13 protein-coding genes are annotated in these 16,265 nt (G+C 29.5%); 12 read left to right on the top strand and 1 reads right to left on the bottom strand.

The window, feature by feature from the left end:
- Nucleotides 1-69 precede the first annotated feature (69 nt).
- The 3 genes from HMPREF0391_RS08905 (at nt 70) to yihA (ending at nt 3,411) form a co-directional block, all read left to right on the top strand.
- The gene (locus HMPREF0391_RS08905; RefSeq protein WP_002836769.1) at nt 70-789 is read left to right on the top strand and encodes a response regulator transcription factor; all 720 of its coding nucleotides are present in this window, start codon (nt 70-72) and stop codon (nt 787-789) included.
- 1 nt (nt 790) lies between these two features.
- On the top strand, nt 791-2,719 hold the full coding sequence (locus tag HMPREF0391_RS08900; protein WP_002836768.1) for a DUF4118 domain-containing protein: 1,929 nt from the start codon (nt 791-793) through the stop codon (nt 2,717-2,719).
- An 86-nt stretch (nt 2,720-2,805) separates the two neighbouring features.
- Nucleotides 2,806-3,411, top strand: coding sequence for a ribosome biogenesis GTP-binding protein YihA/YsxC (gene yihA / locus HMPREF0391_RS08895; RefSeq protein WP_035109612.1), 606 nt, complete (start codon nt 2,806-2,808; stop codon nt 3,409-3,411).
- 109 nt (nt 3,412-3,520) lie between these two features.
- Here yihA and rd read toward each other — a convergent pair whose 3' ends face one another.
- Nucleotides 3,521-3,682, bottom strand: a complete 162-nt coding sequence (gene rd, locus HMPREF0391_RS08890; RefSeq protein ID WP_002836766.1) for a rubredoxin — start codon at nt 3,680-3,682, stop codon at nt 3,521-3,523.
- A 171-nt stretch (nt 3,683-3,853) separates the two neighbouring features.
- Between rd and HMPREF0391_RS08885 the strand changes: the two genes are divergently transcribed.
- From HMPREF0391_RS08885 to HMPREF0391_RS08845, 9 genes are all read left to right on the top strand, one after another.
- On the top strand, nt 3,854-4,240 hold the full coding sequence (locus HMPREF0391_RS08885) for an ATP-binding protein (protein WP_225559831.1): 387 nt from the start codon (nt 3,854-3,856) through the stop codon (nt 4,238-4,240).
- 90 nt (nt 4,241-4,330) lie between these two features.
- On the top strand, nt 4,331-6,190 hold the full coding sequence (gene typA, locus HMPREF0391_RS08880; RefSeq protein WP_002836764.1) for a translational GTPase TypA: 1,860 nt from the start codon (nt 4,331-4,333) through the stop codon (nt 6,188-6,190).
- A 301-nt stretch (nt 6,191-6,491) separates the two neighbouring features.
- Nucleotides 6,492-6,818 carry a YerC/YecD family TrpR-related protein gene (locus HMPREF0391_RS08875; protein ID WP_035109607.1) on the top strand — a complete coding sequence of 109 codons (327 nt, stop codon included), beginning with the start codon at nt 6,492-6,494 and terminating at the stop codon, nt 6,816-6,818.
- Between the two features lie 81 nt (nt 6,819-6,899).
- Nucleotides 6,900-8,519: an MBL fold metallo-hydrolase RNA specificity domain-containing protein gene (locus HMPREF0391_RS08870; RefSeq protein ID WP_002836762.1), complete on the top strand. Its 1,620-nt coding sequence runs from the start codon at nt 6,900-6,902 to the stop codon at nt 8,517-8,519.
- 38 nt (nt 8,520-8,557) lie between these two features.
- Nucleotides 8,558-10,462, top strand: coding sequence for a 1,4-alpha-glucan branching protein GlgB (gene glgB, locus HMPREF0391_RS08865; RefSeq protein ID WP_002836761.1), 1,905 nt, complete (start codon nt 8,558-8,560; stop codon nt 10,460-10,462).
- An 8-nt stretch (nt 10,463-10,470) separates the two neighbouring features.
- The gene (locus HMPREF0391_RS08860; RefSeq protein ID WP_002836760.1) at nt 10,471-11,610 is read left to right on the top strand and encodes a glucose-1-phosphate adenylyltransferase; all 1,140 of its coding nucleotides are present in this window, start codon (nt 10,471-10,473) and stop codon (nt 11,608-11,610) included.
- A 9-nt stretch (nt 11,611-11,619) separates the two neighbouring features.
- Nucleotides 11,620-12,732, top strand: coding sequence for a glucose-1-phosphate adenylyltransferase subunit GlgD (gene glgD / locus HMPREF0391_RS08855; RefSeq protein WP_002836758.1), 1,113 nt, complete (start codon nt 11,620-11,622; stop codon nt 12,730-12,732).
- A 10-nt stretch (nt 12,733-12,742) separates the two neighbouring features.
- Entirely contained in the window at nt 12,743-14,167 is a 1,425-nt protein-coding gene (gene glgA / locus HMPREF0391_RS08850) for a glycogen synthase GlgA (RefSeq protein WP_002836757.1), read from the top strand.
- Nucleotides 14,164-16,257: a glycogen/starch/alpha-glucan phosphorylase gene (locus tag HMPREF0391_RS08845; RefSeq protein WP_002836756.1), complete on the top strand. Its 2,094-nt coding sequence runs from the start codon at nt 14,164-14,166 to the stop codon at nt 16,255-16,257. Before glgA ends, HMPREF0391_RS08845 begins: the two co-directional genes overlap by 4 nt.
- The last annotated feature ends 8 nt before the right edge of the window (nt 16,258-16,265 follow it).

The following is a 16,265-nucleotide window of genomic DNA, read 5'->3' as shown; positions in this document are numbered from 1 at the left end:
ATTTTGTCAGAGACCTAGTTTTATTAATTCTAAATTAAATAGATATTGTATAATATAGAGGGGTGAGAAATGAATGACAACACAAGAATATTAATAATAGAAGATGACAGAGCAGTTAGAAATCTAATTTCTAATACTTTAAAAATAAATAGATTTAATTATGATTTAGCTGTAAATGGTAGTGAAGCACTATTGTTATTTACTACGAACAAATACGATATAGTTTTTGTAGATTTAGGGTTACCTGATATTGACGGAATTGATCTTATTAAAAAATTCAGAGAGTTTTCAACTACTCCGATTATTGTAATAAGTGCGAGGAGTAACGACGAAGATAAAATAGAAGCATTAGATGCAGGAGCTGATGATTTTTTAACTAAACCATTTAATGTTGAGGAATTATTGGCTAGAGTTCGCTCTACGATAAGGCGTTTAAATTATTCTGAAAATAATAGAATAGATAATAATGTAACATTTGAGAATGGTGATATAAAAATTGATTATCCTTCAAGAAGTGTGTTTGTTAAAGGAGAAGAAATCCATTTAATGCCAATTGAATACAGTTTATTATGTTTACTATCCAAAAATATAGGTAAAGTTCTTACTCATCAATATATTTTAAAAACTATTTGGGTGAATTATTTAGATTCTGATTTATCTTCATTAAGAGTTTATATGACTTCTCTTAGGAAAAAAATAGAAAAAGTATCTTGTGAGAAGTATATTCAAACTCATATAGGCGTAGGATATAAAATGATAAGGGTTAATAAGTCAGATTCGGAGAAATAATATGATTGAAAAAGCTAAAGATTCAATATTAGTTTGTATATCTGATGCAAAGTCAAATAGCTTGGTAATAAAGAAAGCCAACGAAATAGCTAGTAAAGAAAACGCAAGGCTTATTGCATTATATGTTTGCGATAGAAATGATTACCAAAAAAAACAAGAAAAAGGATTTTTACAACAAAACTTAGATTTAGCTGAAAGTATCGGAGCCATGATTGAAATAATTTATGATGATGATATTGCGGCTCAAATAGTTAATTTTGCAAAGTTATACAGAGTAAAAAAAATTGTTCTGGGGAGAAACAACAACCAGAGGAATTTTTTTATATTAAATAAAAGCATCTGTGATGAAGTGATTGAAAAGATTGAGGATATAGACATTCATATCGTTCCTTTTTACGAGGATTTTTCAATTAAACGATTTGAAACTAATAAAAACATCATTCGAGATGTATTTATTAGTTTATTTATATTGATTTTATGCACATTAGCTGGTTATGTATTTTATTTTTATAAATTTGGTGAATCAAATATTATAATGATATATATATTAGGAGTGTTTTTTATAGCGCTTATAACGTATAATGAAATTTTAAGTATGACGGCATCGATAATTTGTGTTTTAGCTTTTAATTTTTGTTTTACTGAGCCAACTTTGAGTTTTTCTTTTTATAATAAAAATTATATAATAACATTTTTAGTTTTATTGATAGTCTCATTTTTGACGAGTAAATTAGCTAGTCGTATAAAAAAAAGTGCAGAAAATTCATCTAATATGATATACATTACTAAGTTATTATTAGAGACAAATCAGATGTTACAATCTAAAATAACGAAATCTGAAATAATTGAAACAGGATGTAATCAGTTATCGAATCTATTAAAAAGAAATATTAAATATTATGATATATTAGATAATGAAATTCAAAAGCCATTAAAATTTTGTTATAATTCTGTAAAGGATAATGAAATTTCGGATCCGGAAGAAGAAAAGGAAATAGTAGAATGGGCTTATTTACACAATAGTAATGCTGGGGCTACTACCAGATATTTACCAGAGGCTAAATATCTGTATTATACTATAAGAAATAATACAAATGTTTATGGAATAATTGGTATATATTTATATAAGGACAGGTTAGATTCGGTTGAAAACAAAATCTTATTAGCTATTCTAGGAGATATGTCACTAGCACTTGAGAAGGAAAAAGTGATTGAGGATAAGAATAGAGCAAACTTGAAAATAAAAGATGAGCAATTTAAGACCAATCTATTACGATCTATATCACATGATTTGAGAACACCTTTAACTACTATTTGTGGGGATTCGGATATATTGCTAAATAATTATAAAAACTTGACTGAATCAATGAAATTAGAACTGTTTCAAGATATTTATGATGATTCTCAATGGCTGTTAAATCTGATAGAAAACATACTATCTATTACTAGAGTAGAAGAAGGAAGGATGAAGCTAAAAATTGAACCACAAATTGTTGAAGAAGTAATTGATGAAGCTTTAAAGCATATAAATAGAGATAAAAGAAAACACAATATAAATGTTGATATTGAAGATGAATATTTGATGGCAAACATGGACGTAAGGCTAATTATTCAAGTAATCATAAACTTGGTAGATAATGCTATAAAATATACAGATGAAGGATCAAATATTCTGATTAAAGCTTTTAAAAAGGACGAAAATACAATAATACAAATTTGTGATGATGGAAATGGTATAAGAGATAATGATAAGGAAAAAATATTTCGAAAATTTTATACATCCAATGATAAAATATCTGACAATAAAAGAAGTATAGGTTTAGGGTTATATCTATGTAAGATCATAGTAGAAGCACATGGCGGGTCAATAAAAGTTGAAGACAATAAGCCCAAAGGAGCAATATTTACTTTTAATCTCAAAGCATTATAAAATAATAAATTAATACCGTTATATAAGGATTTATGAAAATTTTTAAAGTTTTGATATAATCAATTATACACTATATGGAGGTGAACATGAGAATAATTAATTCTGATTTGGAGAAAATCGCGTTTTTAAAAGAACAATATCCAGATGAATCTTTGCCAGAAATTGCTTTTTGTGGAAGAAGTAACGTAGGTAAGTCATCTTTTATTAATTCTATTTTGGATAGAAAAAATTTGGCAAGAACTTCATCTAAACCAGGAAAAACGCGTACGGTAAATTTTTACAATGCAAATAATGAGTTTAGATTGGTGGATTTGCCAGGATATGGGTATGCGCAAACATCAAAATCTGAAAAGAAAAAATGGGCACAAGTTATAGAAACTTATTTAAATAATAGAAGAAATTTATACGAAGTATTTTTGATTGTGGATATTAGACACAAGCCAACTGTTCAAGACAAGGAAATGTACAATTGGATTATTCAAAGCGGATTTTGTGGGTTTGTAATTGCTACAAAATTAGATAAAATTGGTAAAACAATTATTAAGAAGAACTTGAACATAATAAAAAAAGAACTCAACATAGATGATGATAACCTCATCTACGAATACAGTTCAACTTCTAAGACAAATAAAAAAGCTGTTATGGAACAGCTTGAAATGATTCTCAAATACGGTAGTGGAATTGAAGAATAAAAGTAAGTAAACCCCAAGTAATTGGGGTTTTGTTTTTAAATATTTTGTGTGTGACAATAATTTTATGTCAAGTATGAATTATTATTGCCAATCATATAATTTTGTTGGATTATTCAACAACTGAGAAGTCGTCTTTTCCAGCGCCACAAATTGGGCAAACCCAATCTTCAGCTAAATCTTCAAAAGCTGTTTGTGGTTGAACACCTGCGTCTGGATCTCCTTCAGCTGGATCATAAATATATCCGCATACGTCACATACATATTTTTTCATGTTTAATTTCCCCCTTTAAGATAATTACCTGTTATCAGGTACAAACTATATATACCCACTGTAAAAAATTCTAATCATTTTTCTGGTTTTATTGATAAATTAAATATTTAATGATAAGTTGTTAAATTTATTGAACATATGGGTATATAAATATTGGGTGATAATATGTATATGTTTAAGAGGCAATTTGTCAGCGATAGGACAATTGCTACTAAAAATATTCATACTATGCTCAGACTATTAAGAAAAGTTGTACCAGACGAAGAATTACTTTATGATATAAGATTAATAACTAATGAATTGATTTTTAATGGACTAGAACATGGTAACCAGTTTGATATAAATAAGAAAATAACTTTCAAAATAAAATTGAACGATGATTCGATAAAAATATGCGTTCAGGATGAAGGGACAGGGATTGATTATTGTTCGAACAGTTATTTTAATAATGATATTTATGTCAGAGGTAGAGGATTATTTATAGTAAGTAAATTAGCTGACGAATTAAAAATTAAAGAAAATTGTGTTGAAGCAAAGCTATTAGTGAGACCTAATTAATTAGTGATCTAATAGCTTGTTTTATTGCAAAAAATTACTAAATGTGATTTTACACAAATTTTTCTTTTATTTTTTTCAATTTATGATATAATGAAGTGTCACAAATTAGAGGGAAGTGGAATTTTGAAAAGAGAAGATGTAAGAAACGTAGCAATTATTGCCCATGTTGACCATGGCAAGACAACTTTGGTAGATGGGTTATTAAAAACAAGTGGTATTTTTAGAGAAAACCAAGATGTACAAGAACGTGTAATGGATAGTAATGATATAGAACGTGAAAGAGGAATTACTATACTTTCTAAAAACACTGCAATTGACTACAAAAATCATAAAATTAATATTATAGATACTCCAGGTCACGCTGACTTTGGAGGAGAAGTAGAACGTGTATTGAAAATGACAAGTGGAGTTGTGTTGGTAGTAGATGCGTTTGAAGGACCTATGCCACAAACAAAATTTGTATTGAAAAAAGCTTTTGAATTAAATTTACCTACAATTATTTGTATCAATAAGATTGACAGAAAAGAAGCTAGGGTAGATGAAGTAGTAGATGAAATTTTGGATTTATTTATACAATTAGATGCAGATGAATCTTATTTGGATTCTCCATTTGTATTTGCTTCTGCAAGGGAAGGATTTGCAACTGACGATTTGGAAGAAAGACCAGAAGATATGACTGCCTTATTGGACAAAATTATTGACTACATTCCAGCTCCAGAAGGAGAAGAAGATGCACCGTTCAAGCTTTTGATTTCTACAACTGATTTTAACGATTACGTTGGTAGAATTGGTATTGGTAAGATTGAACAAGGTAAAGTAAAAGTCAATGATAGTTGTTATATAGTAAATTACAATAATCCAGACAAGAAAAAGAAGATTAAAGTAACTAAGATTTACGAATTCGATGGATTAAATAGGGTTGAAGTTAATGAATCCAAGTTCGGTTCTATCGTAGCATTGACTGGTGTAGAAGGAATAGAAATCGGAGATACATTAGCAAATGAAGAAGACTGTGAGCCTATTGAATTTGTAAGTATTTCGAGTCCTACATTGGCAATGAATTTCTCAGTTAACAATTCTCCATTCGCTGGAAGAGACGGAAAATTTGTAACAAGTAGACAAGTTCGTGCTAGATTGTACAAAGAACTAGAAACAGATGTAAGTTTAAAAGTTGAAGATACTGATTCTACAGATACTTTTAGAGTTAGTGGTAGAGGTGAACTTCACTTATCTGTTTTGATAGAAAATATGAGACGTGAAGGATTTGAATTCCAAGTTTCAAAACCAGAAGTTTTGTTCAAAAAAGATGAAAATGGAAAAGTTCTTGAACCAATTGAAATAGTTACAATTGATGTCGAAGAAGGATTTGTCGGTACTGTAATTGAAAAATTGGGAACAAGAAAAGGTGAATTGCAAGATATTTCAAACACTTCTAGCGGGTACACAAGACTTACTTTTGAAATACCTTCTAGAGGCCTTATTGGATATCGTCAAGAGTTTTTAAGTGATACAAAGGGTAATGGAGTTATCAACACAGAACTTAAAGGATATGAGCCATATAAAGGCGAAATTCCAAAACGTCAATTAGGTTCATTGATTTCATTTGATACAGGAGTTGCTACAGCTTATGGATTAAATGCAGCACAAGACAGGGGAATTTTATTCGTACAACCTCAAGATGAAGTTTATGAAGGAATGGTAGTCGGATCTAATGCTAAAGGATTAGATATTGAAGTAAATATTTGTAAGAAAAAAGCTCAAACAAATATTAGATCTTCTGCAGCAGATGAAGCATTAAAACTATCTCCTCCAAAAATCATGAGTTTGGAAGAAATGATGGAATTTGTTGAAGAAGACGAATTAATTGAAATTACTCCTCATCATTTGAGATTGAGAAAGAAAATTTTGGATACTCAATTAAGATACAAATCAAAAAAATATACTAAATAATTTTAGCGGGAATTTATCAGTTGATAAGTTCCCTTTTTTGATTTAAAATTTTAAAATAAAATTAACAATAAAATCAATTTATCGAGAATAAACACTAACATTAATGGGTATACAATGTATATAAAAATATAAAGTATCATATTTTTTTGATTTAATTAGTCTAAGGATATGTATTAGAAATTTAATTAAAAAAAACATTTGCTTTAGTAGAAAAAAGCGTGTATACTTAAATTATCAAATGCATTATATTATATTTTATTGCTGGGTAAAGGTTACCCAAAAAAATTTAAGGAGTAAGATTATGGCAGAAATTAATATCAAAGATAAGACATTAAATGAGTTTTTTGATGCAATTATGATGTTGAAGGGTAGAGATGAATTGCAACGTTTTTTTGAAGACGTTTGCACAATGAGAGAACTTAATTCAATTTCTCAAAGATTAGAGGTAGCAAAACTACTTAAAATAAGAAAAACCTATAGCGAAATTGAAAAGGATACTGGTGCATCTACTGCTACCATTAGTAGAGTTAATAGGTCTTTGCAAAACGGAGCTCAGGGCTATGAATTAGTTTTAGATAATTTGATAGCAAAAAATTTAGAAGAAAAAAGGAAAAGAAAACAAAAATAATTTATTATCCGCAAACTTTAATTTGCGGATATTTTACTATCACATAACATTTTGGGTATATAGTAAATAAGGGGTGATTTAATGAAAATTACATTTTTAGGAGCAGCACAAGAGGTAACGGGTTCTTGTTATCTTGTGGAAACTGAAAAACATAAATTTATGGTTGATTGCGGATTATTCCAAGGTAGCAAAGAGTTGGAACAAAAAAACCATGACGATATAGATTTTAATGAAGTAGAATTTATGCTTTTGACTCATGCACATATTGATCATACTGGAAGAATTCCTCTTTTATATAAAAATGGATTCAGAAAACCAATTTATTGTACAAAAGCTACAAAAGATTTGGCAGAAATAATGTTGATGGATAGTGCGAAGATTCAAGAGAGTGATGTAGAATGGGAAAATAGAAAAAGACAAAGATCTGGCAAAACACTTCTGACTCCTTTATACACTACGATTGATGCCATGAGTTGTATTTCATTATTTAAAGGACGTTTCTATGATGAGGTTGTAAAAATAAACGAAGACATAAGAGTTGTGTTCAGAGATGCAGGTCACATGCTTGGATCATCAAGTCTTGAAATATTTATCACTGAAAATGGAAAAACTACTAAAATTATATTCTCTGGAGATATAGGAACTTCAAATAATCCGATTTTAAACAATCCAGAAGTTTTATCTGGCTGCGATTATTTAGTTATGGAATCTACTTATGGTAATAGAATTCATGAACCTTACAAAGAAAGTGTACATTCTTTAATAGAGATAATTGAAAAAGTTTCATCAAGAGGTGGAACTGTAATCATTCCTAGCTTTGCGGTTGGAAGAACTCAGGAAATTATTTATGAACTAAACAGTTATTATGATTATCAAATAAAAGATCATTATGAAAAGAAAGTCCCAGTATATGTAGACAGTCCGATGGCACTTGAAGCGACAAAAGCATTTATGAAAAATACTGATTTGTTTAATCAAAAAGCAAAGGACTATATTTCGAGTGGAGATAATGTATTCGAATTCGAAAACTTGCATTATGTAAAAAATATCGACGAATCAAAAATGCTTAATAATGTAAAATTCCCAAGAGTAATCATTTCTTCTAGCGGGATGGCGACAGCTGGGCGTGTTCGACACCATTTGAAGCACAACTTGTGGGATGAAAAAAATGCCGTTGTTTTTGTTGGATATCAAGCAGAAGGCTCACTTGGAAGGATTTTGTTGGATGGTATAGATGAAGTTAAACTTTTTGGTGAAACAATAAAAGTGAACGCTGAAATATATAATTTGGGCGGATTTTCAGGACATGCCGATCAAAACAATCTTATGGATTTTGTAGACAATATGAAAGTAAAGCCTAAGAAAATTTTCATAACTCATGGTGAAAATGAAGGAGCAGAAACTTTATCTAATTTGTTAAAAGAAAAGTATAATATTGAGGCTGTTATCCCAGAAATTTATTCAACAGAAGAATTTGATGCAGGAAATTACAATATCGAACAAGAAATATCTACAAACCGTGAAAACAATGATTTGTATGAAGAATTAGAAAAAATAAAGAAAAAAATTGACCGATTGTATGAAAACAAAGAATTGTTCGACCATAAAAATATGGACTCTGAGGAATACAACCAACTTAACAATCAAATTTTAGACTTGAAGAATAAAATCATGACAATAAATATGATAACTGGAGAATAAGTCTGTATATAAGGATATTTAAATAACTGGGAGAAAATATGGAAAAGTATTTTTATCAGGGAAATAATGAAACAGATGTTTACTTGTTTCATGAAGGAAACAATAATAATTTGTATAAATTTTTGGGATCTCATATTTACTCAGATGATTTAGGAACCTACACCAGATTTTTGGTGTGGGCACCTAATGCCAAACATGTAAATTTGGTTGGAGATTTCAATGATTGGGACGATTATTCACTTCCACTTCAAAAATTACACGATGGAGAAATTTGGGAGATTTGTCTCAGAGATGTTAAAATCTTTGATTCATATAAGTACAGAATAGTTACACAAGATTCAGAAGTTTTATACAAGGCGGATCCATTTGCATTTCATAGCGAATTGAGACCAAAAACAGCAAGTAAAGTTTATGACATTGAAGGTTATACATGGAATGACAAAAAATGGCTCAAAAAAAGAGAAAAAACAGATAGATTCCACAGTCCTATGAGTATTTATGAGATAAATCTTTCTTCATGGAGAAAATACGGTGAGAATTATTTGTCTTACATTCAGTTAGCAGATGAGCTGGTGGATTATCTTAAAGAAATGAATTACACACATGTTGAATTTATGCCTTTAATGGAGCATCCTTTCGATGGATCATGGGGATATCAACTTACGGGATTTTTTGCAGCTACTTCTAGATTTGGTTGTCCAAAAGATTTGATGTATTTGATTGACAAATTACACCAGAATGATATTGGAGTTATCATGGATTGGGTTCCGGCTCATTTTTGTAGAGATGATTTTGGACTTAGAAAATTTGACGGAAGTAATTTATTTGAAAAATCAGACCAATACTTAGCTGATAATGATCAATGGGGAACACTGAACTTTGACTTTTCAAAAAAAGAAGTGGTGAATTTTCTTATATCTTCTGCATTATTTTGGTTCAAATACTACCATTCGGATGGACTTAGGGTTGATGCAGTTGCTTATATGATATATTTGAATTTTGCTGGAAAAGATATCAGAAACGAAGATGGCAGCTACGAAAACAAGGAAGCTATAGAATTTATTAAAAAATTAAATCAAACAATTAAACAAGAATTTCCAAGTGCTTTTGTAATTGCAGAAGAATCAACTTCATGGCCAAATGTTACGAAATCAGTAGAAGAAAACGGACTTGGTTTTGATTTTAAGTGGAATATGGGTTGGATGAATGACATAATCAAATACATGAAGATGGATCCTATTTTTAGGAAAGACCATCATAATTTATTAACTTTTTCGATAATGTATGCCTTTAATGAAAATTACATTCTCCCATTTAGTCACGATGAAGTAGTTCACATGAAAAACTCAATGATTGGTAAAATGCCTGGAACTTACGATGAAAAATTCGATCAAATAAGACTTTTGTATTCTTTTATGTTTGCTCATCCTGGAAAAAAACTTTTGTTTATGGGTAATGACATTGGCCAATTTGATGAATGGAATGAATACAAAGAAGTAACGTGGGAAGTTTTGGAATACGAAAAGCATCAAAAATTAAAACATTTTATGAAAGATTTAAATAAATTTTATATTGATAATGATGAATTCTATGATATGGATACAAGTTATTCGGGTTTTCAATGGGAAGATGTGAACAACGCAAATGAATCTTTGATAATTTTTGAAAGAATAAATTCCAAAAATGAGAAAATAATTTGTATTTTTAATTTCACACCTGTAAAAAGAGAGAAATATCCAGTAGGTGTGGATGATTACGCACTGTATTCAGTTGTACTTAATTCTTCAATGAAGAAATACGGTGGAAATTTACAAAGGAATAAACCATATTATTCGAAAAACATAGAACACAACGACAGAAAATTTTCTATAACAGTTGATATAGAACCATTTTCTGCGATGTTTATAAAACAAAATAAACTTAGAAATATCAATAAAAAGTAGGAGGATTTATGAAGGCACGAAATAGAGTTGTCGCAATGCTTTTAGCGGGAGGACAAGGTTCAAGACTAAAGGCATTGACAAAAAATGTTGCAAAACCAGCAGTGTCATTTGGTGGAAAATATCGAATTATTGATTTTGCTTTGAGTAATGCAGCAAATTCAGATATAAGAGATGTTGGAATTTTAACACAATATAAACCATTCAAATTAAATTCACATTTAGGTAATGGATCTAGCTGGGATTTATCCAGAAATTCTGGTGGTTTGAGAATTTTATCGCCGTTTGCTACAGAAAGTGGTGGTAATTGGTATGAAGGTACAGCTAATTCTATTTACGAAAATATGAATTACTTAGATGAATTGGACGCGGAATATGTTGTGATTTTATCTGGTGACCATATTTATAAAATGGATTACAACAAGATTTTAAAATATCACAAAGAAAAGAATAGTGAGCTTACAATTGCAGTAATGGAGGTAGATTGGAGCGAAGCTAGTAGATTCGGTATTATGAATACCGATGAAGATGGAAAAATCGTTGAATTTGAAGAAAAACCAAAAAACCCTAAAAGCAATTTGGCTTCTATGGGAATATATATTTTCAACTGGCACACTTTGAAAAAATATTTGATTGAAGACAATGAAGATAAGAATTCCAAACACGATTTCGGAATGAATATAATTCCTAAGATTATAAATGACGGTTTAAATGTTTTTGCATGGAAATTTGATGGCTACTGGAAAGATGTGGGAACTGTAAGAAGTTACTGGCAAGCTAATTTGGATTTATTAAATCCTGACAATAGGCTGGACTTGTACGATACTAGTTGGAGAATTTACACGAAAAACAGAAATCTCCCACCACATTATGTTGATGAAGTTGCAGAAGTGAAAAAATCTTTAATCAATGAAAATTGTTTGATTTACGGAAATGTGAATAATTCAGTTTTGTTTTCATCAATAACTGTGGAAAAGAATGCAGAAGTTCATGATTCTGTTATTTTAAGCGATACTGTTATAAAGAAAGGTGCAAAACTTTACAACTGTGTAGTTGCAGAATCCATGACCATTGAAGAAAACCAAGTGATTGGTGAAAAGGACTCCGACAAAATCTTCTTGGTTAGTGAAGATGGAATTGAAGAGTGTTAGGAGGAAATTATGCAAAATTGTATTGGAATTATATACGGTGGAAAAAGTAGACAAGATTTTGGATATCTAACTGATTCCAGACCAGAATATATGCTTCCTTATGGGGCAAGATACAGAATCATAGATATTGCTTTGAGTAACTTTGCGAATAATGAGTTTTCAAATGTTGTTTTGTATGGCGGAAAAATTATGAGGTCTACTCTAGATCACTTGGGAAATGGCGAAAGTTATGAATTAAATAGAAGAAGAAATGGACTTGTTATATTTCCTCCAACTTTTGAAAATGCTGGTAAGGAAATCGTCGCTTACAACGAAACTAGGGATTTTTATTTGAGATCAAAAGAAGATGAGTTGTATTTCTACGATCCAATGGTTATTTTCAGAGAAGATTTTTCCGTTTCTCACGATAGATTTATCGAAGAAGATTTGGACATATTATTGTTTTGCAAAAAAATGGATAATGCAACGGGATTATTCATCGGAGAAACCAGATTAAACTTGGATGATGAAGGCAATCTAATCAGTATAGGAACGAATCAAGGAATTGATGATGAATTTAATTTAATGACAAACATTGGTTACATGAAAAAAGAAGTTTTCTTGAATTTGATTCACGATGCAGCTAAAAATTCTAATTCTAATGAATTAATCGATGTTATTATTTCTAATTTGGATAAATTAAAAATCGGTGTGTACATGATTGATGGATATGTTGAAGTAATCAGAAATTTGACACAATTTTACGATGCAAATTTGAAATTATTAAATACTGATATTTACAACAATGTATTTTTCAAAAATGGATTATTATTAACAAAATCAAAAGACGAACCGTCAGCATTATACGGTGACTCTGCTTGCGTTAAGAATTCATTGATAGCAAACGGAGTCAAAATAGATGGTAAAGTTGAAAATTCAATTATTTTTAGAGGCGTAGAAATTCAAGAGGGCTCTGTTATCAAAAACTCTGTTATTTTCGAAAGAACGGTAATAGAAAAGAATGCAGTAGTTGTAAACACGATTACTGATAAAGGAGTCTTGATAAAGGAAAATGTAACTGCAGTTGGTAATCCAAATTATCCATATGAATTAAAAAAGAATGCAATATTAGAAGATAAATAGGGGAATGTAAATGAAGATATTATATTGTGCAGCAGAGGCTGATCCGTTTATAAAAACTGGTGGACTTGCAGATGTAGCAGGGACACTTCCACTTGAAATGAAAAAACAAGGTCATGATGTGAAAGTGGTCATCCCTTTGTACAAATTGATAAATGAGGAATACAGAAATAAATTTGAATTTGAAGGAAGCTTTTATGTAGATTTGGATTTTAAACATCATTATGTCGGTGTTTTCAAATACATTCACAGAGGTGTCGAGTTTTATTTTTTAGATAATGAAGATTATTTCAACAGAGATAATGTGTATGGAGAAAATGACGATTGCGAAAGATTTGTATTTTTCTCTAAAGCATGTGTCCAATTATTAAGATATATCGATTTTGATTGCGACATTATTCATTCCAATGATTGGCACACAGCCATGGTCAATGTTTATGCAAGAGATTTTGCAAAAGGTGATCCATTCTACGAATCTATCAAAACTGTTTTTACAATTCACAACCTAAAGTATCAAGGTGTGTTCAGTTCAAATTCACTTCGACAAACTGATTTATCACCGATGTATTTTTCTGAAGATGCATTGAAATTCTACGATGCAATCAACTTCATGAAAGGTGCTATAGTTTTCAGCGATAAAGTAACAACTGTTTCTAAAACTTATGCTGATGAAATTAAATACTCATTCTTCGGAGAAGGATTGGATGGAGTTATTAGGCAGTATCATTACAAAATATCTGGAATCACAAATGGAATTGATACAACTATTTGGAATCCAGAAACAGACAAATATTTATTCAAAAATTACTCATTGAAAAATATTAAGGACAAATCTGTCAACAAAAAAGCATTACAAAGAATGTACAGTTTGGAAGAAAAAGATGTGCCTATATTTGCAATGGTAACTAGATTGGTTGAAAATAAAGGATTAGAACTTGTTAGATACATTATGGATGAGTTTTTGACTACAGAAGATGTACAAGTGATAATTTTGGGAACAGGCGATTATTCTTATGAAGAAATGTTCAAATACTATGAATGGAAATTCCCAGATAAATTAAAAGCAAATATTTATTATAACAATGAAGAATCACACAAGATTTATGCAGGAGCAGATTTCTTGATGATGCCTTCAATATTTGAACCTTGTGGTATATCCCAATTAATTGCTATGAGATATGGAACTATACCAGTAGTGCGTGAAACTGGAGGATTGAGGGATACTGTTCAATCATTTAACGAATTTAGCAAAGAAGGAAATGGATTCTCTTTTACAAATATCAACGCGCATGATTTCTTGTACACATTGAGACGTGCAATATCTTTTTATTACAATGATGATTTCAAAATAATTCAAGAAAATGCTATGAATTCCAAAAATGATTGGGAAAAATCTGCAAAAGAATATATCGAACTTTATGAGGAGATCATTAAATGATTGATATTTCAGAAGATCGACTAAGGAAATTATTGCAAATCAAATTATCGTATAATTCATTGGTCGATCTTCAAGATGCGAATGTCTATGAAATTAGATTAGCATTAAATGAAGTCATTAAAGAAATTATTTCTGGACAATCCACAAATACCTTTGCCGACAAATCTTCCAGAACATACATTGTGTCATTTGAATTAATGGTAGAAAATTTGTTTGACGATTATATTGAAAAACTCAATTTAAAAACTCCATTGCAAAAAATATTACAGGATAAATATGACAATGTTGTAAATATGAACAATGATTTGCACTTGGGACAAAGTTATATAGGAAGATTCTCAGTAGATTTGTTTGAGAAAATCTCAAAACAAGGACAGTTTTGTAAAGTGTATTCGATTTTTTACAAAAATTCACAGTTTAAGCAACAAATAGTCGATGAAAATCAGATTGAGACTGTATTCCATGAACCAAAAACAAGTGTAGTTTTTAAAAGATCTAGCAAATACGATATAGAATTAGACAATAATAAAATTAAATCACAAATTTACGATATTCCCTATATAAATGGAAATACGAATTTCATTAGATTATTTTCACCAAAAGCTAATCCAAATCTTAACTACGAAAATTTTATTCGTGGAAGAATTGAGGATATTTATTCTGAGGAAAACAAATTGGACTCAATTCGCCAATTTGTTTACACACCAGAAATCGATGAATTCGGCAAGTATATTAAATTCTTGCAACAAAAATTTCTTGCGGATTCAATAGTTGAAGACATATTTAATGACGAAATAAAATTTTTTAAAAATACAGATAAAATCAAAGACCATATTCAAATTAATATCGTTGAAACAAATGTCGCTTTGTTAATAATCACGTTTTTACAAAAACTAATGGATGAAGGATATGATTTCGAAAAAGCTTTAGAAAAATCTAATAACATTTTCAAGTATTTTAACATCAATTTACACAGAGAATCATTTGAATTAATGGATCTGAGTTACTTGTATCAGTTTGATAGCATTAAAAATATTATTAAGTTGATAAATGAAAATGCACTGAAAAATGGATATCCGGAAATTATTAAAGACAATTTCCTAGACTGTTTTAATCTTATAGCTTTTGTAACGCATTCTATAATAGTTGGGTCTGAATATCAGAAGAAACATTTATTGAAAAGCGAACATGTGGTTATTGATAAAAATATTGAAGATAAAATTGTGATACAAACTTACGGTTTTAACGACGATTTATTCAGAAATAAAATCGAATATCATGATTTGTATTATAGCAAACTAAAATACAAGAAAAAACTTGTCGATAAGTACAACTTAAAAAATATCAACGATAAGAGTATTTTCAATATGCAATTATCAGACTTTCACGAAGGTAAGAGACAAATTCTGAATGTTTTTTATATTTTGTATTTGTACTTAAAACTAAAAGATAATGTAAATACGATAATTACTCCTACGACATTTTTTATCGGAGGAATGAGTTCGTTTGATTACTTGTTTTGCAAGAAAACAATAAGTTTGTGTCTTGGTTTGTCTAAGGTAATTAATTCGGATAAGCTAATTCAAGAAAAAATAAAATTAGTGTTTGTCGAAAATATTATGCTAGATCAAGTGCCAGATTTCGCCAAAGCTTGTGATGTTTTCAACTATATACCTTACAAAAACTTCGATATTTCAAACACATATCCTTATGCATTTATGAATAACGGTTCGATTATTTTGACAAGTGATTCTAGTGTTTTTGAAAAAATGGGACAATTAAAAGATATTGGAGTATTCAAGTTTGATGAAGAACGTTTATTAAATACAGAATCCAGATGTATGAATTTTTTACTAAAAAATATTGAATTATTAGAAAACAAAAAAATCATAAATGAATTTTATGAGATTTATAATTTGATTCTTAAATACAATGATAGTTTTAATGTTATGAATTCTTTTGATAATTTTGTGGAAGTTAATGAAAAAATTCAAAAATCGTATTTGAATGAAAATTCGTGGAATAATTTAATGATTAAAAATATAGAACTATCCAAAAAATTTGGGATTAATTATCTGAAAGATGTTTAGGAGTTATA

The organism is Finegoldia magna ATCC 53516 (genome assembly GCF_000159695.1).
Classification (GTDB): Bacteria; Bacillota; Clostridia; order Tissierellales; family Peptoniphilaceae; genus Finegoldia; species Finegoldia magna_F.
This window is presented reverse-complemented; position numbering and strand designations above follow the sequence as displayed.